Annotated in this window: 18 protein-coding genes; 6 read left to right on the top strand and 12 right to left on the bottom strand. The window is 74.3% G+C overall.

What is annotated here, in order from left to right; genetic code table 11:
• The first annotated feature begins 420 nt into the window (after positions 1 to 420).
• Both AB4K12_RS25525 and AB4K12_RS25530 read left to right on the top strand, forming a co-directional pair.
• Positions 421 to 2223 carry a glycoside hydrolase family 15 protein gene (locus AB4K12_RS25525; RefSeq protein WP_368436478.1) on the top strand — a complete coding sequence of 601 codons (1803 nt, stop codon included), beginning with the start codon at positions 421 to 423 and terminating at the stop codon, positions 2221 to 2223.
• Between the two features lie 45 nt (positions 2224 to 2268).
• Complete coding sequence (locus AB4K12_RS25530; RefSeq protein WP_368436480.1) at positions 2269 to 3918, top strand: PucR family transcriptional regulator; 1650 nt, start codon at positions 2269 to 2271, stop codon at positions 3916 to 3918.
• 265 nt (positions 3919 to 4183) lie between these two features.
• Here AB4K12_RS25530 and AB4K12_RS25535 read toward each other — a convergent pair whose 3' ends face one another.
• From AB4K12_RS25535 to AB4K12_RS25560, 6 genes are all read right to left on the bottom strand, one after another.
• On the bottom strand, positions 4184 to 5308 hold the full coding sequence (locus AB4K12_RS25535; RefSeq protein ID WP_368436482.1) for a glycosyltransferase family 4 protein: 1125 nt from the start codon (positions 5306 to 5308) through the stop codon (positions 4184 to 4186).
• A gap of 135 nt (positions 5309 to 5443) precedes the next feature.
• Complete coding sequence (locus tag AB4K12_RS25540) at positions 5444 to 6190, bottom strand: hypothetical protein (protein WP_368436484.1); 747 nt, start codon at positions 6188 to 6190, stop codon at positions 5444 to 5446.
• A gap of 271 nt (positions 6191 to 6461) precedes the next feature.
• The gene (recN, locus tag AB4K12_RS25545) at positions 6462 to 8228 is read right to left on the bottom strand and encodes a DNA repair protein RecN (RefSeq protein ID WP_368436486.1); all 1767 of its coding nucleotides are present in this window, start codon (positions 8226 to 8228) and stop codon (positions 6462 to 6464) included.
• A 275-nt stretch (positions 8229 to 8503) separates the two neighbouring features.
• On the bottom strand, positions 8504 to 9454 hold the full coding sequence (locus AB4K12_RS25550) for an NAD kinase (protein ID WP_368436487.1): 951 nt from the start codon (positions 9452 to 9454) through the stop codon (positions 8504 to 8506).
• Positions 9451 to 10257: a TlyA family RNA methyltransferase gene (locus tag AB4K12_RS25555; protein WP_368436555.1), complete on the bottom strand. Its 807-nt coding sequence runs from the start codon at positions 10255 to 10257 to the stop codon at positions 9451 to 9453. Before AB4K12_RS25555 ends, AB4K12_RS25550 begins: the two co-directional genes overlap by 4 nt.
• A gap of 13 nt (positions 10258 to 10270) precedes the next feature.
• On the bottom strand, positions 10271 to 10510 hold the full coding sequence (locus AB4K12_RS25560; RefSeq protein ID WP_368436489.1) for a hypothetical protein: 240 nt from the start codon (positions 10508 to 10510) through the stop codon (positions 10271 to 10273).
• A 69-nt stretch (positions 10511 to 10579) separates the two neighbouring features.
• Between AB4K12_RS25560 and AB4K12_RS25565 the strand changes: the two genes are divergently transcribed.
• Complete coding sequence (locus AB4K12_RS25565) at positions 10580 to 10927, top strand: sterol-binding protein (RefSeq protein WP_368436490.1); 348 nt, start codon at positions 10580 to 10582, stop codon at positions 10925 to 10927.
• Here AB4K12_RS25565 and AB4K12_RS25570 read toward each other — a convergent pair.
• The 3 genes from AB4K12_RS25570 to AB4K12_RS25580 form a co-directional block, all read right to left on the bottom strand.
• Positions 10875 to 11720, bottom strand: coding sequence for an ABC transporter ATP-binding protein (locus AB4K12_RS25570; protein WP_368436557.1), 846 nt, complete (start codon positions 11718 to 11720; stop codon positions 10875 to 10877). The genes AB4K12_RS25565 and AB4K12_RS25570 overlap by 53 nt on opposite strands.
• 137 nt (positions 11721 to 11857) lie before the next feature.
• Positions 11858 to 12895: a FecCD family ABC transporter permease gene (locus tag AB4K12_RS25575; protein ID WP_368436492.1), complete on the bottom strand. Its 1038-nt coding sequence runs from the start codon at positions 12893 to 12895 to the stop codon at positions 11858 to 11860.
• Positions 12892 to 13935, bottom strand: coding sequence for a FecCD family ABC transporter permease (locus AB4K12_RS25580; protein ID WP_368436558.1), 1044 nt, complete (start codon positions 13933 to 13935; stop codon positions 12892 to 12894). The genes AB4K12_RS25575 and AB4K12_RS25580 overlap by 4 nt, the downstream gene beginning before the upstream one ends.
• Positions 13936 to 13994: 59 nt before the next feature.
• On the opposite strand from AB4K12_RS25580, the gene AB4K12_RS25585 reads away from it, so the two are divergent.
• Positions 13995 to 15017: an ABC transporter substrate-binding protein gene (locus tag AB4K12_RS25585; protein ID WP_368436494.1), complete on the top strand. Its 1023-nt coding sequence runs from the start codon at positions 13995 to 13997 to the stop codon at positions 15015 to 15017.
• Positions 15018 to 15061: 44 nt separating this feature from the next.
• Entirely contained in the window at positions 15062 to 15895 is an 834-nt protein-coding gene (locus AB4K12_RS25590; protein WP_368436496.1) for a siderophore-interacting protein, read from the top strand.
• A 60-nt stretch (positions 15896 to 15955) separates the two neighbouring features.
• On the opposite strand, the gene AB4K12_RS25595 is transcribed toward AB4K12_RS25590, so the two are convergent.
• Positions 15956 to 16987, bottom strand: coding sequence for an HAD-IIA family hydrolase (locus AB4K12_RS25595; protein WP_368436498.1), 1032 nt, complete (start codon positions 16985 to 16987; stop codon positions 15956 to 15958).
• A 75-nt stretch (positions 16988 to 17062) separates the two neighbouring features.
• Between AB4K12_RS25595 and AB4K12_RS25600 the strand changes: the two genes are divergently transcribed.
• Complete coding sequence (locus tag AB4K12_RS25600) at positions 17063 to 18367, top strand: DUF1015 family protein (protein ID WP_368436499.1); 1305 nt, start codon at positions 17063 to 17065, stop codon at positions 18365 to 18367.
• Between the two features lie 91 nt (positions 18368 to 18458).
• Here AB4K12_RS25600 and AB4K12_RS25605 read toward each other — a convergent pair whose 3' ends face one another.
• Both AB4K12_RS25605 and AB4K12_RS25610 read right to left on the bottom strand, forming a co-directional pair.
• A complete protein-coding gene (locus tag AB4K12_RS25605) occupies positions 18459 to 19286 on the bottom strand; it encodes a hypothetical protein (RefSeq protein ID WP_368436560.1) in 828 nt (275 codons plus the stop codon).
• A gap of 5 nt (positions 19287 to 19291) precedes the next feature.
• Positions 19292 to 19955 (bottom strand): hypothetical protein (locus tag AB4K12_RS25610; RefSeq protein ID WP_368436501.1); only part of this gene is annotated, 664 nt, incomplete at its 5' end.

The raw sequence follows: 19955 nt of genomic DNA on the forward strand, positions 1-19955 counted from the left end.
AGTGAGGGTGCGTTCCGGCGATCACCCGGTGTTTTCGGGGGTGCCGTCGCTGCGGTTGGGGGGTCTTGCGCCCACCGGTCCACGGGGTACCAGGGTATCAGCGACCGGGCCCGGCCGCTTCCGGTGACGCGGCGCGACGCCCCCGCCGACCCTGCGTCACGGGCGGTCGTCACAGGCCACCCATTCGGCACAAGTTCCCCGGCCAACCGTCGCGCGTCTGCCAACTGGGCGTCGTATCCTGCTCGGACACACGCAGCGAGCCGGCCGGCACGGCACCACGCCCTCCCCCAGCTACCTCTGGGAAGGGCCACTCCGGAACAGAGCTCGTCGAAGATCGCTTGACCAGCAAAGGGCCCCGCAGGGCCCTGGATGCCGTTCGACCCCTGAAGGGGTCCTGGATGCCGTTCGACTGGAGATGACGTGGCCGGGCGTATCGAGGATTACGCACTCATCGGCGATATGCAGACCGCTGCCCTGGTCTGCCGGGACGGCACGGCCGACTGGCTGTGCCTGCCCCGATTCGATTCCCACGCGGCGTTCGCGGGCCTGCTCGGCACGGAGGAACACGGCTTCTGGCGGATCGGCCCGGCGCACCCCTCCGGAGCGGCGCCACCGCACGCGGACCGCCGCCGCTACCGCGGCGACTCCCTGGTCCTCGAATCCGAATGGGACACCCCCCGCGGCACCGTCCGGATCATCGACTTCATGCCCCCGCGCGACGGGGCACCCCAGCTGATCCGGATCGTCGAGGGCGTCAGCGGCCGGGTGCCCATGCGCTCCGCCCTGCGCATGCGCTTCTCCTACGGGCGGGTCGTCCCCTGGGTGCACAAGGTGGGCGACCGCACCGTCGCCGTCGCCGGCCCCGACTCGGTCTGGCTCGACACCACCGCCGACACCTTCGGCAAGGACCTCACCACCTACTCCGACTTCACCGTCTCCCCCGGCGAGCGCGTCGCCTTCACCATCAGCTGGCAGCCCTCGCACGGCGAGCCGCCCGCACTGCCCGACCCCGAGGGCTCCCTGGAGGCCACCGAGGAGTTCTGGCGGGAATGGGTCGGCCACTGCACGTACCACGGCCCCTACCGGGACGCCGTCATCCGCTCCCTGATCACCCTCAAGGCCCTCACCTACGCCCCCACCGGCGGCATCGTCGCCGCCCCCACCACCTCCCTGCCCGAGGAGATCGGCGGCGTCCGCAACTGGGACTACCGCTACACCTGGCTGCGCGACGCCGCCATCACCCTCTCCTCCCTGCTGCGCACCGGCTACCGCGAGGAAGCCCGCGCCTGGCGCGAATGGCTGCTGCGCGCCGTCGCCGGCGACCCCGAGAACCTGCAGATCATGTACGGCATCGCCGGCGAGCGCGAGCTCGGCGAGGCCGAGCTGCCCTGGCTGCCCGGATACGAGAACTCCACCCCCGTCCGCGTCGGCAACGGCGCCGCCGGCCAGCTCCAGCTCGACGTCTACGGCGAGATGATCGAGGCCCTCCACCTGGCCCACATGACCGGCCTCGCCCGCAACGACTACGCCTCCGTGCTGCAGCTGCGCCTCATCGGCTACCTCGAGGACCACTGGAACGAGCCCGACGAGGGCATCTGGGAGGTACGCGGCCCGCGCCGCCACTTCGTCCACTCCAAGGTCATGGCCTGGGTCGCCGTCGACCGCACCATCAAGCTCATCGAGTCCGGCGACGTCGACGGCCCCCTCGAGCGCTGGCGCGAGCTGCGCGACGACATCCACCGGGACGTCTGCGAGAAGGGCTACGACAAGGAGCGCAACACCTTCACCCAGTCCTACGGCTCCAAGGAACTCGACGCCTCCCTCCTGCTCATCCCGCAGATGGGCTTCCTGCCGCCCGACGACAAGCGCGTCATCGGCACCATCGAGGCCATCCAGCGCGAGCTGTCCACCCCCGACGGCTTCGTCCTGCGCTACCCCACCGCCGGCACCGACGCGGGCGTCGACGGGCTCGAGGGCGACGAGGGCGCCTTCCTCGCCTGCTCCTTCTGGCTCGCCGACGACCTGGCCATGATCGGCCGCGTCGACGAGGCCCGCCGGCTCTTCGAGAAGCTGCTCGACCTGCGCAACGACCTCGGACTGCTCGCCGAGGAATGGGACTCCCGCCTCCAGCGGCAGGTCGGCAACTTCCCGCAGGCCTTCAGCCACGTGCCGCTCATCGACACCGCGCTGCGGCTCACCGCCTCCAGCGCCTTCGGCGGCTGACCGCCGCGCCGGGGGGCGGCACACCGCCCTGTTAGGTTCCCCGCCATGGAACAAGGCACGATCACCGTGGCGGAAGCCCTGGCGCTGCCCACCCTGCGGCGCGGCCTCCCCGAGGTGCTCGTCGGCGGCGACGCGCTGCGGCGCCCCCTGCGCTGGGTCCACGCCGGCGAGGCACCCAACATCGCCGCCCTCCTCAAGGGCGGCGAACTGCTCCTCACCACCGGCCTGGGCCTCGGCAGCCGGCCCGCCGAACAGCGCGCCTTCGTCCGCGGCCTCGCCGACCGCGGCATCGCCGCCCTCGTCGTCGAACTCGGCGCGCGCTTCACCACCCTCCCCGCCGCCGTCGTCGACACCGCGCGCTCCTGCGCCCTGCCCCTGGTGCAGCTGCACCGGGAGGTGCCGTTCGTGGCCGTCACCGAGGAGATCCACACCGAGCTCGTCAACGCCCACTACGCCCTGCTCCGCCGCGCCGAGGACGTGCACCGGCGCTGCACCGAGGTGCTCCTGGGCGGGGGCGGCGTACCCGAGCTGCTACGGCTCTTCGCCGACTTCGCCGGCAACCCCGTCTTCCTCGAGACTCCCGACGGCCGCCTGCTCTACGCGGCCGGACCGCCCACCCCTCCCGCCGAACCCGGCTCCGCCGACCCACTGCAGGTCTGGGCCGGGCTGCGCGCCTCCGCCGCCGGGCTGCCGGGGAGCGTCATCGCCGACATTCCCGGCGGGCCAGCCGGCTCGGGGGGCTCAGGAGGCTCGGGGGGCTCGAGGGGCGGTACGGACACCGTGCGGGCCCGGCTCGTCGTGCTGCCCGTGCACGGGGCTCCGGCGCCCGTCCACCGGATCGCCGCCGACCGGGCCGCCGGGCTCCTGGCCGTCGTCCTGATGCGGGCCCGACAGGAGGAGGAACTGGCCGCCCGCGGCCGCGGCGACTTCCTCACCGACCTCGCCGAGGGCCGGCTGGACGCGGCGGACGCCGCGGCCCAGGCCCGGGTGCTGGGCTTCCGGCCGGGCCCTGGACCTCTGCTCCCCGTGGTGACCCGGACCGCCGACGACCTCGTCCCCGCCGAGAGCTGGGCCGTACTGGCGGCTTCCCTCCAGGAGGAGCTGGCCGGCGTCGGCGCCCCCGTCCTGCTCGGCGTCCGGCTGCCCGAGGGGCGCGTACCGCTGCTGGTCGGGCTGCGCGCCGAGAAGGACCGTCCCGCCGTGGCCGACCGGGTGGCGGCGGCACTCCGGGCGGGGGCGGAGCGGGCGGGCTTCCGGCCGCCGGTGGTGGTCGTGGGCGCGCCGGCCACGTGGGAGACGGCGGGGGCCGGGCTGCGGTACGCGGCTGGGGCCGCGGAGGCTGCGGAGACGGCGGAGGCGGGGGGTACGCCCTGGTACGACGTGCGGCGGCTGGACGTGGACGTGCTGCTGTGGCGGCTGCGCTCGCACGGGGACCTGGCGGCGTTCGTCCAGCGGGTGATCGGCCCGCTGCTGGCCCATGACGCGGCCTCGCGGCCGGCGCTGCTGCCGACGCTCGAGGCCTACCTCGCCCACGCGGGCCGCAAGGCGGAGACGGCACGGGAGCTGCACCTGAACCGGCAGACGCTGTACGACCGGCTGGGGCGGATCGGGCGACTGCTCGGCACGGACCTGGAGGACCCGGAGGCGGTGCTGGCGCTGGGTCTTGCGCTGCGGGCTCGGCGGCATGTGGGGTGACGGGTGTTCGTGCGGGTGCGTTGTGCGGGTGCGTTGTGGGGGCGGGGCCGGGGTGGGATGGGCCGGGCCCTTACGGGACTGGATTATTTACGGCCCGGAACCCTCTGAACGTGATGGTTGGCCCGTACGTGGGCCGCAAATAACCCTGACGTCCCTCTCAGGGCCCGGCCCATCCCACCCCGGCCCCTCCGGCCGTCAGTCGAGCCGCGGACCGGTGGGTGGGCATTCGCCCCGCCTGCCCGTTTGGGGGCCACGGGCCCGGCCGTCAACTCGGCTGGCGCTGGCTGAGCTCGTCGTACACGCTCAGGACGTGGGCCACGGTGTCATCCTCGGACGGCCACGTCGCCGACTGCACCCGCCCTGCACTCACAAGCTCCGCACAGCGAACGGGATCGTCCAGAAGCCGCGCCACCGCTCCCGCCAACGCCGCCGCATCCCCGTACGGGACGAGTTCCGCCGCGTCACCGACAAGCTCCGGCACCCCACCAACGGCCGTGGCGACCAGCGGAACACCGGCGTGCAAGGCCTCCTGCGCCAGCAGGGACCGCGCCTCCCACCGGCTCGGCAGGACCGCCACGTCCGCCGCGGCCAGCAGTTCCGGGACGTCGTCGCGGCGCCCCACCAGCAGGACCGGCAGTTGTTCGTCCTCGATCCGGCGTTGGAGCGCGGCGCGTCCGCCGCCCTCACCGGCCATGATCAGCAGGGGTTCGGGGTCCAGTTCGCGCCAGAGCCGGGCGGCGTCCAGCAGGAAGCCGTGTCCCTGGCCGGGCTCGAGCCGGCCCACGGTGACGATCAACGGCCTGGCCATCGCGCCCAGTTCGGCCCGGGCCTTGAGCCGTACGCACTCGTCCTCGTCCGGCCGCGTGCGCGGCGCCGGCAACGCCACCGGCGCCAGCCGGGCGTCCCGCGCGCCCCGCCGCCGTGCCTGATCGACCAGGTCGGACGAGGTGCCGAGCAGCACGGCCGCCGCCCGTGCCGCCTGGCGTTCCATCAGCCGTACGAGATGGGACCGCGGCCCCTCGGCCCGTACCCGGGCGTGCCAGGTGACCACCAGCGGCGTCGCGCGGCCCCGCAGCGCCAGCGCGGCCAGGGCGCCGGACCGCAGACCGTGCGCGTGCACCACGTCCGCACCGGCGCTCGCCGCCCGGATCTCGGCGACGGTCAGGGCGCCCGCGCCCGGGCCCAGCGGTGTGAAGGACGCCCCGGAGCCGGTGAATTCGTAGCGTTCGCCCGTCCCCCACGGCCCGCACACCGTCACCCGCAGCCCGCGCGCCACGAGCCCGTCGGCCAGCGACCGCACATGCGCCCCGCTGCCCGCGCTCCCGCTGCCCAGGATCTGAACAGCGTGCAGGGGCGGCCGCCCGTGCGAGGGGCCGGGTGTGCTGCTCACGCGGGGGAAGCTCCTGGGTCGACGTCGGGCGGGGCGTACGGCGAGGTGCTGAGGCCAGGATGCCAGCCTCCGCTGACATCCCGGCACCACCGTCCCGAGGCCGGCCCGTCCCACCTCGCTAACAGATCTCCGGATTCACCCACTTTGGGGATTCCCTGCGTCCGCGACTACCGCCGCAAGGGTCAACACGGCGGCGTGAAAGGCCAGCCCGGCCCGGCCGTTGCCCGCCACCACGGCGAGCCCGAGACCGGCGCCGAGCGCGTGCGCGCCGGCGTCGCCGAGCATCGTCCGCTCACCGAGATCGTCGGCGATCAGGGCCGCCGCCGCACCCACCGGCCCGGCGGCCACCTGCCCGGCCGCCCTGCCGCGCAGCATCCCGCCCGTACCGAGCGCGAGCACCGCCGCGCCGGCCCTGCCGGGCCGCACGTCGAGCAGATTGACCGCGTGCGCGGCGCCGGCGATCACGACCCCGGCCAGCAGCCGGTCGAGCGGCCGCTCCTTCAGCACGACACCGGCCGCGATCCCGGCCGCCCCGATACCCAGCAGCTTCACCGCCCCGCTGGTCACCTCACCCTGCCGCAACGCCGACACATGGGCCCGGAACCCCCGCCGCGGATCGCCGGCACCGGCGTGATCGTCGTACGCCCCGCACCCACCGGCCACCAGCACGGCCACCGCCCCGGCGACCCGATGCCGGCCGGACAACGCGGACGCGGTCACCACGGCCGCCACGGTGCCCGTCACCGCCGCGGGCCCACCGCACAGGTCGACGGTCCGCCCGGACCTGTTCTTCCGGTCCCACACCCCGGCCCCTCCGGGCCGGGTGCGGCGCAGTGCCTCGTATGTCCCCCGCGCGAGCAACGCGGCCGTCCCGATCCCCATGGACCGACTGTACGTGGCCAGGTGCGCCCCGGTGGGCCCGTTTGCGCCCACCCGCCCGCGGACGGGGCTCCGGCCGGAGGGGCCGGGGTGGGATGGGCCGGGCCCTGAGAGGGACGTCAGGGTTATTTGCGGCCCAGGTGCGGGCCAACCATCACGTCAGAGGGCTCCGGGCCGTAAATAATCCAGTCCCGTAAGGGCCCGGCCCATCCCACCCCGGCCCCGCCCCACAACCCACCCGCACGAACACCCGCACACAGACCCGCACCAAACGTCAGCACCCCCCGCGCGCAGCCTCCAGCAACTCCTCCGCATGCGCCCGCGCCAGCTCCGAGTCCTCCTGCCCCGCCAGCATCCGCGAAAGCTCCCGCACCCGCGCCTCCCCCTCCATCGCCCGCACCCCGCTGCGCGTCACCGCGCCGTCGTGCGTCTTCTCCACCACCAGGTGCCGGTCCGCGAACGCCGCCACCTGCGGCAGGTGCGTGACGACCACTACCTGCGCGGTCCGCGCCAGCCGGGCCAGGCGCCGCCCGACCTCGACCGCGGCCTTGCCGCCGACTCCGGCGTCGACCTCGTCGAAGAGATAGGTCGGCACGGGGTCGGACCCGGCGAAGACGACCTCGACGGCGAGCATGACGCGCGACAGCTCACCGCCGGAGGCGCCCTTGGCGACGGGCCGCGGCTGGGCGCCGGGGTGGGGGGCGAGGAGCAGTTCGACGTCGTCCGCGCCGTGCGGCCCGTAGGTGACGGCGCGCCCGCCGACCTCGATACCGGACGCGGAGGCGTCGGCGGCTCCGCCACCGATCTCGTTCTGCCGGATGGCGAAGGAGACGCGCGCGTGCGGCATGGCCAGCGACGCGAGTTCCTCCGTCACCGCGTCGGCGAAACGCTTCGCCGCCTCGGTCCGGGCGTCGCTCAGCGTCTGCGCGAGGTCGCCGAGTTCGGCGCGCAGCGTGTCGCGTTCCTCGGTGAGTTCGGTGATGCGGTCGTCGTCGCCGTCCAGTTCGCCCAGGCGCGCGGCGCTGCGCTCGGCCCAGGCGAGGACTTCGGTGATGTCCTCGCCGTACTTGCGCGTCAGCTGCGTGAGCGCGGCCCGGCGCTCCTCGACGGCGGCCAGCCGGCGGGGGTCGGCGTCGAGGTCGGAGGCGTATCCGGCCAGTTCTCCGGCGACGTCGCGCAGCAGGATCCCGATCTCGGCGATCCGGTCGGTGAGGCCGGCGAGGGCGGGGTCGTGGGACCGTACGGATTCGAGGGCGCGGTGGGCGCCGGCCACGAGCGTGGCGGCGTCGATGCCCTCGGGGTCCTCGGGGTCGCCGGCGAGCGCGGCGTGCGCGGCGGTGGCGGCGGAGGCGAGGGCCTCGGCGTGGCCGAGCCGGGAGGCCTCGGCGGCGAGGTCGGCGTCCTCGCCGGGCTGGGGTTCGACGGCGGCGATCTCGTCGAGGCCGAAGCGGAGCAGGTCCGCTTCCTGGGCGCGTTCGCGGGCGCGGGTGGTGAGCTCGGCCAGTTCGGCCGCGACGGCCCGCAGCCGGCGGTAGGCGCCGGTGTAGGTGGCGAGCGGTACGGAGACGGCGTCGCCGGCGTACCGGTCGAGGGCCTGGCGCTGCCGCACGGGCCGCAGCAGTCCCTGCTGGTCGGTCTGGCCGTGGACGGCCACGAGGTCGTCCGCGAGCTCGCCGAGCAGGCCCACGGGCACGCTGCGCCCGCCGAGGTGGGCGCGTGAGCGTCCCTCCGCGGAGAGGGTGCGGCTGACGAGCAGGGTGCCGTCGTCGAGTTCGGCGCCGGCTTCCTCGGCCCGTGCGGCGACGGCCGAGCGGGCGTCGACGGCGAGCCGGCCCTCGACGACGGCGGCCTTGGCCCCCATGCGTACGAGCGCGGGGTCGGCCCGCCCGCCGAGCAGCAGCCCGAGGCTGGTGACGACCATGGTCTTGCCGGCGCCGGTCTCGCCGGTCACCGCGGTGAAACCGGGTGACAGCTCGACAACGGCGTCGTCAATGACGCCCAGGGACCGGATCCGCATCTCCTCCAACACGGATACGACCATACGAGGTTCCGGGGGCCGCTCGCGACGGCCTCCCCCGTCGACCGGTCCGGGGAGAGTCCCGCCGCCGTTCCGGGTGACGGCCCGATCGTGCGGGGATCCCTTGGGGGGACAGGGCGGAACCATGATCATCCACATTCCGGGCGGTCCCGACACGTCGTTCGCCGTCACCACGGCAGTCGCGTTCACCACCCTCGCGGGCACCCGGACGGCGACCACCGGCACCCCGGGCCGGGTCCGGGCCGGCCCCGGCCCGGACCCGAGGGGGCCGCCCCGGGCTAGTGCGGCGCCCCTCGCCACCCGGCGACGGGCAGGGCGAACTTCGCCACCAGCCGGTCGGTGAACGAGGCGTGGTGCAGGCGCGCCAGGCGGACCGGCACGGCACCGCGCCGCACCTCCACCCGCGCCCCCGCCGGGAGCTCCACGGTTCGCCGTCCGTCGCACCACAGGACGCCGTTGGGCGTCTGCGGCTGGACCTCGACGGCCAGCACCGAGTCGGGGGCGGTCACCAGCGGCTTGGCGAACAGCGCGTGAGCGCTGATGGGCACCATGAGCAGCGCCTCGACCTCGGGCCAGACGACGGGCCCGCCCGCGGAGAAGGCGTAGGCGGTGGAGCCGGTGGGCGTGGCGCAGACCACTCCGTCGCCGCCGAAGCGGGAGACGGGCCGGCCGTCGACCTCGGTGACGACCTCCAGGAGCCGTTCCCGGGCGGCCTTCTCGACGGAGGCCTCGTTCAGCGCCCAGTCGGTGTGGACGATGTGCCCGTCGGTGCGTACGAGCACGTCGAGGGTCATCCTCTCCTCGACCTCGTACGCCCGGGTCACGACGCGGTCGACGACCTTGTCGAGGTCGTCCCGCTCGGCCTCGGCGAGGAAGCCGACGCGGCCGAGGTTGACGCCGAGCATGGGCACGCCGGACTGGCGGGCGAACTCGGCGCCGCGCAGCAGCGTGCCGTCACCGCCGAGGACGATGAGCAGCTCGCAGCCGGCGAGGACGTCGGGCCGGCCGGGGCCGGCCTCGACGCGTTCCGCCGAGGGCGGCAGCGGCAGGTCGGCGGCTTCCTCGGCGAGGACCCGTACTCCGATGCCGCAGCGCAGGAGTCCTTGGACGACGAGTTCGGCGCTGCGGATGGCCGCCGGGCGGCCGGTGTGGGCGAGCAGGAAGACGGTGCGTCCTGTCTGTGCCTCCGGCTCGGCCGGTGCTGCTGATGGTGCTTTTGAAGTGGTCAACGGGGCCCCTCCGCCACTGCACGGTCAACGTCCGCCGGGTCCAGTTCAGGCGCACCGGCGCGCAGCCACAGAAAGTACTCGACGTTGCCGGACGGACCCGGCAGGGGGCTGGCGGTAACACCCATGACGCCCAGCCCGAGTTCGGCGGCGCGGCCCGCGACGGCCCGTACGGTGTCGGCCCTGAGCTGGGCGCTGCGTACGACGCCGCCGCTGCCCAGGCGCTCCTTGCCGACCTCGAACTGCGGCTTGACCATCAGCACCAGGTCGGCGTCGGGGGCGGCGCAGCGCACGAGGGCGGGCAGCACGAGGCCGAGCGGGATGAAGGACAGGTCGCCGACGACGAGGTCGACGGGCAGGTCGTCGATCTGCTCCAGGGTCAGTTCGCGGACGTTGGTGCGGTCCTTGACGGTGACCCGTTCGTCGCTCTGCAGGGACCAGGCGAGCTGGCCGTAGCCGACGTCGACGGCGACGACGTGGGCGGCGCCCGAGCGCAGCAGTACGTCGGTGAAGCCGCCGGTGGAGGCGCCGGCGTCCAGGGCCCGGCGGCCTTCGACCTTCAGGCCGAGGGGGACGAAGGCGGCGAGGGCGCCGGCGAGCTTGTGGCCGCCGCGGGAGACGTAGTCGGGGTCGCTGTCGTCCTGGGTGACGACGAGGGCGGCGCTGGTCTCCACCTGGGTGGCGGCCTTGGTCGCCGTCGTACCGCCGACGGTCACACGGCCGGCGGCGATCAGCTGGCTCGCGTGCTCGCGCGAACGGGCCAGCTTGCGGCGCACCAGCTCCGCGTCGAGTCGGCGGCGGGTCACTGCCACGTGCGGTTCAGCTCCTGTTGTCGTACGGCCGAGGGGGTCCGGGGCGCTGGTCGAGCGCGCCGAGCGCGTCGCGCAGTCCCTGGTGTACATCCTCGTACACCTCGAGGTGGCCGCTCACCTCGAGGTCGTCCGCGTCCGCCAGCCGGGCCAGGTGGGCGTCCACGCCGGCGTCGCCGGTGGGGGCGCGCTCGGCGCCCGGGGGGCGGGGCGCCGGGGGTGGCTGGTGCGGCTGGGTCGCGTCGGTCATGAAACCGACGCTACCCCTTGTCGGGCGCTTCTCCGGTGTTCCGGGCTCGCCGGTGTACCGTCCATGGCGATGGCGACGATCGAGGAGTGCCGTGCCGCACTCGACCGGCTGGCGGAGAATCTCGCGGGCGCGAGCGGCGAGCTCCGTGTCGCCGCCACGCCCGACCGCTCGCTGAGCTGCCATGTCACCGATCTCGACGTCACCTTTGTAGGCCATTTGCGCGAGGGGCACATCCGGGAGGTGCGTACTCTTCCGGGCGCTCCGGAGGCGCGGGCGGAGATCGCGCTGGAGATGACGGGCGACGATCTGGTGGCCCTGGTCGACGGCGAGCTGAATTTCGCGCGGGCCTGGGCCGGCGGCCGGGTCAGGCTGAAGGCGAGCCTGCGGGACGTGCTGCGGCTGCGGGCGATCCTGTAGCGCCGGCCCGGGCCGTGCGGGGCCTGCGGGCGGCGGGGACGACCAGGGGGGTGCCGGTCTGCGGGTCGTCGATGACCTGGCAGCGCAGTCCGAAGACGCGCTCGACGAGTTCGGCCGTGACCACCTCGGCGGGCGGTCCCTCGGCCACGACGCGCCCGTCGCGCAGGGCGATGAGGTGGGTGGCGTAGCGGGCGGCGTGGTTGAGGTCGTGCAGGACGGCGACGAGGGTGCGGCCCTGGGTCTCGTGGAGTTCGGCGCACAGGTCGAGGACCTCGATCTGGTGCTGGATGTCGAGGTAGGTGGTCGGTTCGTCGAGGAGGAGCAGCGGGGTGCGCTGGGCGAGGGCCATGGCGATCCATACGCGCTGGCGCTGGCCTCCGGAGAGCTCGTCGACGTACCGGTCGGCGAGGGCGGCGACGCCGGTGGCGTCCATCGACTCGGCGACGATCCGCTCGTCCTCGGGTGACCACTGCCGCAGCAGGCCCTGGTGGGGGTAGCGGCCGCGGGCGACGAGGTCGGCGACGGTGATGCCGTCGGGGGCCACGGAGGACTGGGGCAGCAGTCCGAGGGTGCGGGCGACCTTCTTGGCGGGGTAGGAGCCGATGGCCGCGCCGTCCAGCAGCACCGCGCCGGAGGCGGGCTTGAGCATGCGGGACAGGGCGCGCAGCAGGGTGGATTTGCCGCAGGCGTTGGGGCCGACGATGACGGTGAAGGAGTTGTCGGGGACGGCGACGGAGAGGTTCTCGGCGATGACCCGTCCGTCGTAGGCGAGGGTGACGGATTCGGCCGTCAGCCGGCTCGTCGTGGTCGTGCTGCCGGCTGCTCCGCCCGCGTGGGGTGCGGCCTTCGCGGTGGTCTGCGGGCCGGTGGCCACGCGTGCGTCGCTCACGGTGTTCTCTCCTTGTGCGGGGGTACGGGGGCGGGCCGTGCTCATATCCGCCCCGCGCGGCGCTCGGTGAACAGCAGCCACAGCAGGTAGCAGCCGCCGAGCATGCCGGTGAGCGCTCCCACGGGCAGCCGGTCGGCGCCGAAGAGCCGCTGCGAGCCCCAGTCGGCGGTGACCAGCAGGGTGGCGCCGGTGCAGGCGGCGGCGATGAGGTTGGGGCCGGGGGTGCGGGTCAGGCGCCGGGCGAGCTGGGGCGCGGCGAGGGCGACGAAGGCGATGGGCCCGGCGGCGGCCGTGGCGGCGGCGGTCAGCAGCACGGCGGCCGCCATGGTGACCAGCCGGGTCCGCTCGACGGGCACGCCGAGCGCGTACGCGGTGTCGTCGCCGCTCTCCAGCATGCGCAGGGCGCGGCCGTGGCCGAGGACGAGGGGGACGAGCGCGGCGCACGCGAGGAGCAGGGGCCGGACCTGGTCCCAGTCGCGGCCGTTGAGGGAGCCGACCATCCACACGGTGGCGCGGGCGGCGTCGGTGAGGTTGGCCTTGGTGAGCAGGTAGCCGATGACGGCGGTGAGGATGGCGGCCATGGCGATGCCGACGAGGACGAACCGGTTGCCCTGTACGCCCTTCTTCCAGGCGAGCGCGTAGATCGCGGCGCCGGACAGGACGCCTCCGGCGAGGGATCCGGCGGCGACGGCCGGGGGGTCGCCCTGGAAGAGGACGATGACGAGCAGCGCCCCCACGGTCGAGCCCTGGCCCAGCCCGATCACGTCGGGGCTGCCCAGGGGGTTGCGGGAGACGGACTGGAAGACGGCGCCGGCCAGTCCGAGGGCGGTGCCGGCGAGCAGGCCGACCAGGACGCGGGGCAACCGCAGGTCGTGGACGACGAAGTCCTGGGCCGGGGTGCCGTCGCCGGTCAGGGTGCGGACGACGTCGGCGAAGGTCATGGGGTAGTCGCCGGTGCCGATGAGGGCGACGGAGGCGGCGAGCGCCCCGGCCGCGAGCAGCAGCACGACGAGCGCGGCGCGCGTCTCGAGGCGGACGGAGAGCCCGCCGCGGGTGCGCAGGGTCCTTGCGTGCTTCACAGTCGGGCCATCCTCCGGCGCCGTACGAGGTGGATGAAGAGCGGTCCGCCCAGCAGGGCGGTGACGATGCCGACCTGGAGTTCGGAGGGGCGGACGACGACGCGGCCGGCGATGTCCGAGCCGAGCAGCAGGACGGGTGCGAGGACGGCCGCGTAGGGCAGGATCCAGCGCATGTCGGGGCCGGTGAAGACGCGGACGACGTGCGGCACCATCAGCCCGACGAAGATGACGGGCCCGCAGGCGGCGGTCGCCGCGCCGCACAGCAGGGTGACGGCGGCCAGCGCGAGGACGCGGGTGGCGGTCAGCCGGGTGCCGAGCGCGCGGGCCTGGTCGTCGCCGAGGGCCAGGGCGTTGAGGGGCCGTGCCAGCGTCAGGGCGAGCACGACGCCGACCACGATGAAGGGCGCGACCTGGGTGACGACGGTGGAGTTGGCGGAGGCCAGCGATCCGACGGTCCAGAAGCGCATCCGGTCCAGGGCGGCGGTGTCGAGCAACTGGACGGAGAAGACGTAGCCGTTGAGGGCCGCGGTGACGGCGGTGCCGGCGAGCGCGAGGCGTACGGGCGTGGCGCCCCGGCTGCCGCCGAGCGCGTAGACGACCACGGAGACGGCGGCGGCGCCGAGGAAGGCGAGCCAGACGTAGCCGGTCAGGGAGCTGACGCCGAGGAAGCCGATGCCGGAGACCACGGCGGCCGCGGCGCCGGCGTTGATGCCGAACAGGCCGGGGTCGGCGAGCGGGTTGCGGGTGAGGGCCTGCATGACGGTGCCGGCGAGGCCGAGCGCCGCGCCGACGAGCAGGCCGAGGAGGGTGCGGGGGACGCGTACGTCGCGTACGACCACGTCGGTCTCGTTGCCGGTGTAGTGGAAGAGCCCGTGCCAGACCTGGTCGAGGGGGATCTGTTTGGCCCCCACGGCGACGGACGCGACGAGGACCAGCAGGAGGGCGCCCACCGCGGCGAGGAGTCCGGCGGCGCGCGGGGCGGCGCGGCGGCGGGGTTCCGCCTCCGGGGCGGCGGTGGGGGGAGGGGCACTGTCGACCAACACCCGGTTAGGTTAGCCTACCCTCACATCTGATCCTCACTCGAGAGAAGCACTACCCCATGAGCACCCCCCGCACCCTTGCTCCCTCCCGTCGCGGCTTCCTCACCGCCGGCGGCGCCCTGGGCCTCGGCGCCCTCCTCACCGCCTGCGGGGGCGGCTCGTCCTCATCGGCCTCCGGCGACTCCGGCGGAGACGGCGCCTGGACCTTCAAGGACGACCGCGGCAAGACCGTCAAGGCCGCCAGGACCCCCCAGCGCATCGTCGCCTTCACCGGAACCGCCGCCGCCCTCCACGACTTCGGCGTCGAATGCGTCGGCGTCTTCGGCCCCACCACCCTCAAGGACGGCAAGCCCGACCCGCAGGCCGGCGACCTCGACATCGACAAGCTGACCGTCCTCGGCAACGCCTGGGGCGAGTTCGGCATCGAGAAGTACGCGGCCCTCAAGCCCGACCTGCTCGTCAGCAACATGTTCGAGCCCGAGGCCCTGTGGTACGTGCCGGAGGAGAGCAAGAAGAAGATCCTCGGCTTCGCCCCCAGCGTCGGCCTCACCTCCGCCCGGGTCTCCATGCTCGAGCCCATCAAGCGCTACGCCGCCCTCGCCGACTCCCTCGGCGCCGACCTGACGGCCAAGAAGGTCACCGACGCCAAGGCCCGCTTCGAGAAGGCCGCCGAGACCCTGCGCAAGGCCGCCAAAACCAACCGGATCAAGGTCATGGCCGCCTCCGGCAGCGCCGACCTCTTCTACGTCTCCAACCCGGCCGTCAACGCCGACCTGATGTACTTCCGCGAGCTCGGCGTCGACCTCGTCGTCCCCGACAAGCTCGACAAGGGCGGCTACTTCGAGAGCCTGAGCTGGGAGAACGCCGACAAGTACCAGGCCGACCTCATCATCCTCGACAGCCGCACCTCCGCCCTGCAGCCCAAGGACCTCGCCGCCAAGCCCACCTGGGCGCAGCTCCCCGCCGTCAAGGCCGGCCAGGTCTCCCCCTGGCTGAGCGAGCCGCGCTTCTCCTACGCCGGCTGCGCACCCCTCCTGGAGAACCTCGCCGCGGCCATCGAGAAGGCCAAGAAGACGTCCTGACGCCGGGCCCCCGACCGCACCGACCGAAAGGACCGCCCCCAGCGATGTCCGAAGCCCCGCCCCCGCCCTACCGCTGGTTCGACCTGCACGTCCTGCGCACCGAACGGGTCGGCCCCTCCCTGGTCCGCGTCACCTTCGGCGGCGACCGGCTCGGCGAGATGGTCACCGGCGGCCGCGACCAGCGCTTCAAGCTGTTCCTCCCCCGGCCGGGACAGCCCGCCCCGGTGCTCCCGGACGACCGGGGCGTGGGCTGGTACGCCCAATGGCGCGTCCAGGACCCGGCCGTACGGGCCGTCATGCGCTCGTACACCGTGCGCGAACTGCGCCACGACCCCGACGAGCTCGACGTCGACTTCGTCCAGCACGGAACGGACGACGGGCACAGCGGGCCCGCGTCGCTGTGGTCCCGCACCGCCCGCCCCGGCGACCGCGTCGCCATCCTCGGCCCCACCGCCGAGGAGAACGGCGGCGTCGACTTCCAGCCGCCCGCCGGCACCGACTGGGTCCTGGTCACCGCCGACGAGTCCGCCCTGCCCGCCGCGGCCGGCATCCTCGCCTGGCTCCCGGCCGGCACCCCGGCCAAGGTCTTCCTCGAGGTCGCCCACCCCGACGACGTGACGGACCTGCCCACCGAGGCCGACGCCGACATCACCTGGCTGATCCGCGGCGTCGCCGGACAGCCCACCCTCGACGCGGTCCGCGCCGCACGGCTGCCCTCCGGCACGCCCTACGCCTGGATCGCCGGCGAATCCGGCACCGTCCGCGCCCTGCGCCGCCACCTCGTCGGCGACCGCGGCGTCGACCGCCGGGCGGTGACCTTCACCGGCTACTGGCGGCGCGGCGCCACCGAAGAGGACCTCCTGGCGGAACTGGGCTGACCGGAACGTGATGCCGGGGCGGACGCGTTCGCGTCCGCCCCGGCATCACGACCACACCCGCTACCAGCCCAGCCGGGCCAGCGCCTTCGCGGAGTCCAGCGCGCACGTACCGTCCCCCGCCGCCGTCCACGCCGCGGCGCACAGCGCCCGCAGCGCGTCGGCGCGGTCACCGTCACCCTCGAGGGCGAGCGCCTCACCGTCCACCGACGCCGTCCACCCGCCGCACCGGAACGCCCCGCCGTCGGCCTCCGACACCTCCGGCTGCGGCACGAGCAGCGCCCGCAGGTCCTCCGCCACATACGTCGCCCGGTGCTCCGGGGGCGCGGTGAGCAGCTGCGCGGCCGTCGTCACCCCGGTCAGCACCAGCAGCGAGTCCACACCCCCCGCGTGCGCGCCCTCGATGTCCGTGTCCAGCCGGTCGCCCACCACCAGCGGCCGCTCGGCACCGGTCCGCAGAATCGTCTCGCGGTGCATCGGCGGCAGCGGCTTCCCCGCCACCTGCGGCTCCGCGCCGGTGGCTATCCGCACCACCTGCACCGCCGAGCCGTTGCCCGGCGCGATGCCCCGGGCGCTGGGAATCGTCAGATCGGTGTTCGAGGCGAACCACGGCAGCCCGCTCGCCACCGCGTACGACGCCTCCATCAGCCGCGACCACGGCATGTCCGGACCGCCGTACCCCTGCGCCACCGCGGCCGGGTCGTCGTCCAGCGACTCCACCGGCACCAGCCCGCGCTCGCGCAGCGCGACCCGCAGCCCCTCCGCCCCGATCACCAACACCCGGGAGCCGGACGGCAGCTGCTCGGAGATCAGCCGGGCCACGGCCTGCGCCGACGTGATCACGTCCGCGGGCTCGGCCGGCACCCCCAGCTCGGTCAGGTGCCCCGCCACGGTCTCCGGGGTGCGCGCCGCGTTGTTCGTCACGTACGCCAGGTGCATCCCGCCGTCCCGGGCCGTCCCCAGGGACTCCACGGCGTGCGCGATGGCCTCGCCGCCCGCGTACACCACGCCGTCGAGGTCCAGCAGCGCCGTGTCATAGGCGGCGTCCAGCCGCCGCTCGCTACCGCCGGGCCGGGTGCGGACGGTCTGCTTCATGCTGTGTTCGCTCCTTGTGCTGTACGTCTCTCCCACGATCATTGCTCATCCGGCCACGAGACATAACATTTCACAATGAGCACTCCAGGCCATGGCAACGGCGCCAACGGCAGCCCCGCAGAGCGGGGGCTGCGCCTCGCCCCCTTCCGAGGGCTGCGCTACGTCCCCGAGCGGGTCGGCAGCCTCGCGTCGGTCACCTCGCCACCGTACGACGTCGTCGTGCGGCCCGACGGCCTGCGCCACCTGGAGACCGCCGACCCGCACAACATCGTCCGCCTCATCCTCCCCCAGGCCGCCACCGCCGCCGACCGGCACCGCCAGGCCGCCGAGACCCTGCGCCGCTGGCAGGAGGAGCGGATCCTGGCCGCCGACCCCGAGCCCGCGCTCTACGTGTACGAGCAGAGCGGCGACGGCATACTCCAGCGCGGCCTCATCGGCGCACTGCACCTCACCCCGCGTGAGGAGGGCGTCGTCCTCCCCCACGAGGACGTCATGCCGCACATCATCGAGGACCGCGCCGCCCTGATGCGCGACACCGGCGCCAACCTCGAGCCGCTCCTCTTCTCCTACCGGGGCGGCGACGACGAGGAGGGCGCGGCAGCCGTCATCGAACGCGTCATCCGCACCGAGCCGCTGCTGTCCACCGCCACCGACGACGGCTACGCCCACCGCCTGTGGTCCATCACCGACCCGGACGACCTCGCCCTCATCGACCACGACCTCGGCCGCCGGCACGCCCTGATCGCCGACGGCCACCACCGCTGGGCCACCTACCTGCGGCTGCGCGCCGAACAGCCGGCGCCGGGCCCCTGGGACTTCGGCCTCGTCCTGCTCGTCGACACCGCCCGCTACCCGCTGCGCGTACGGGCCATCCACCGCCTCCTGCACCGGCTGCCGGTCCAGGACGCCCTGGCCGCGCTGGGCGGCGCCTTCCGCGTCCGCACCCTCGAGGGCCCGCTGCCCAACGCCCTCGAGGCGCTGGCCGAGGCCGCCTCGGGGCCGGGCAACGCCTTCCTGCTCGCCGGCGACGGCCGCTTCCACCTGCTGGACCGTCCCGACCCGCTGCTGCTGGACCGCACGGTCCCGGCCGACCGCCCGCAGGCCTGGCGCGAGCTGGACGCGACGGTGCTGCACTCGGTCCTGCTGGAGAACATCTGGCGGGTTCCCGACGACCCGGAGCACATCGGCTACATCCACGAGACGGCCGCGGCCGTCAAGCAGGCCGAGCGCCACGGCGGTACGGCCGTCCTGATGCACCCCGTCCGCGAGGACGTCGTGCGGGAGCTGGCCGAGCAGGGCGTGACGATGCCGCGCAAGTCCACGTCGTTCGGCCCCAAGCCAGCCACGGGCCTGGTGCTGCGGAGCCTGGCCCTGAACTGAGCCCTGATACGCGAAACGCCGAGGGCGGGGGCCCGGATCGGATGATCCGGGCCCCCGCCCTCGGCGTTGTTCGACGTGCGATCGCTACGGATCAGCCCTGGTCGCCGGTCTCCTTGGGAGCCTCGGCGTCGGCGTCGGCGTCGGCGTCCTTAGCCTCGGCCTCGGCCTTGGGCTCGGCGTCGGCCTCGACCTCGACGGCGGTGTCGGCCTCGGTGGCGGTGTCGGCCTCGTCGGCGTCCTCCTCCATGGCGTCCGTGAACTCCACGCCGTCCAGCTCGGCGAGCCGGTCGGAGGCGTTCGTGGTGCCGCCCTGGTCGGCCTCGAGGGCCTTGGCGAACCACTCACGGGCCTCGGCCTCCCGGCCGACGTCGAGGAGGGCGTCGGCGTACGCGTAGCGCAGGCGCGCGGTCCAGGGCTGGACGGAGTTCGACGCCAGCTCGGGGCTCTGCAGCGTCACGACGGCCGCCTCCGCCTGGCCCATGTCCTTGCGGGCACCGGCGGCGACCAGGCGCATCTCGACCTGGCTCGCCTTGTCGAGCTTCTGCACCTCGGGCTCGCCGGCCATGGCCAGGGCGCGCTCCGGGCGGCCCATGCCGCGCTCGCAGTCGGCCATGACCGGCCACAGCTCGACCGAACCGGTCATCCGGCGCGCGGCACGGAACTCGGCGAGGGCCTCGGAGTACTTGCCCGTGGCGTACGCGGCGAAGCCGGCGGCCTCACGCACGGCGGCGACGCGCGACGCGAGCCGCAGGGCGACCCGGGAGTACTCGTACGCCTGCTCGGGGTCCTCGTCCAGCAGGTTGGCCACCATGACCAGGTTGCGGGCGACGTCCTCGGCGAGGGTCTTGGGCAGGCTCATCAGCTCCTGCCGCACGTCCTTGTCGATCTCCTCGCCCGTCACGTCCTCGGGGATCGGCAGCCGCTTCACCGGCTCCCGGTCACCGCGGTCACGGTCGCGGTCGTCCCGGCGCCCGTAGCCACCGGAACGGTCGTCACGGCCGCCGCGGTAGCCGCCGCCCTGACGGTCGTCACGGAACGAACGACGGGGGCCACGGTCGCCGCCGCGGTCGTCGCGACGGAAGCCGCCACGGTCGTCGTCGCGGCGCGGACCACGGTCGTCACGGCGCTCGTCACGGCGGAAGCCGCCGCGGTCGTCGTCACGGCGCGGGCCACGGTCATCGCGACGGTCGTCGCGGCGGAAGCCGCCGCGGTCGTCATCGCGACGCGGGCCACGGTCGTCACGGCGCTCGTCACGACGGAAGCCACCCGGACGGTCGTCACGGCGGTCGTCGCGGCGGAAGCCGCCACGGTCGTCGTCACGACGCGGGCCACGGTCGTCACGACGCTCGTCACGACGGAAGGCCGGGCGCTCGTCGCGACGGTCGTCGCGGCGGAAGCCGCCACGGTCGTCATCGCGGCGCGGGCCACGGTCGTCACGGCGCTCGTCACGGCGGAAACCGCCGCGGTCGTCGTCACGGCGCGGGCCACGGTCGTCGCGGCGGAAGCCACCACGGTCGTCGTCACGGCGGAAGGACGGACGCTCGTCACGGCGGTCGTCGCGACGGAAGCCACCGGGACGGTCGTCGCG

Source organism: Streptomyces sp. C36 (genome assembly GCF_040932295.1).
Classification (GTDB): Bacteria; Actinomycetota; Actinomycetes; order Streptomycetales; family Streptomycetaceae; genus Streptomyces; species Streptomyces triculaminicus.

Coding starts and splice junctions, on each gene's coding strand:
- AB4K12_RS25565 (WP_368436490.1), top strand. CDS start 10,580: ATGGCGACGATCGAGGAGTGCCGTGCCGCACTCGACCGGCTGGCGGAG.
- AB4K12_RS25530 (WP_368436480.1), top strand. CDS start 2,269: ATGGAACAAGGCACGATCACCGTGGCGGAAGCCCTGGCGCTGCCCACC.
- recN (WP_368436486.1), bottom strand. CDS start 8,228: ATGGTCGTATCCGTGTTGGAGGAGATGCGGATCCGGTCCCTGGGCGTC.
- AB4K12_RS25590 (WP_368436496.1), top strand. CDS start 15,062: ATGTCCGAAGCCCCGCCCCCGCCCTACCGCTGGTTCGACCTGCACGTC.
- AB4K12_RS25600 (WP_368436499.1), top strand. CDS start 17,063: ATGAGCACTCCAGGCCATGGCAACGGCGCCAACGGCAGCCCCGCAGAG.
- AB4K12_RS25585 (WP_368436494.1), top strand. CDS start 13,995: ATGAGCACCCCCCGCACCCTTGCTCCCTCCCGTCGCGGCTTCCTCACC.
- AB4K12_RS25540 (WP_368436484.1), bottom strand. CDS start 6,190: ATGGGGATCGGGACGGCCGCGTTGCTCGCGCGGGGGACATACGAGGCA.
- AB4K12_RS25560 (WP_368436489.1), bottom strand. CDS start 10,510: ATGACCGACGCGACCCAGCCGCACCAGCCACCCCCGGCGCCCCGCCCC.
- AB4K12_RS25595 (WP_368436498.1), bottom strand. CDS start 16,987: ATGAAGCAGACCGTCCGCACCCGGCCCGGCGGTAGCGAGCGGCGGCTG.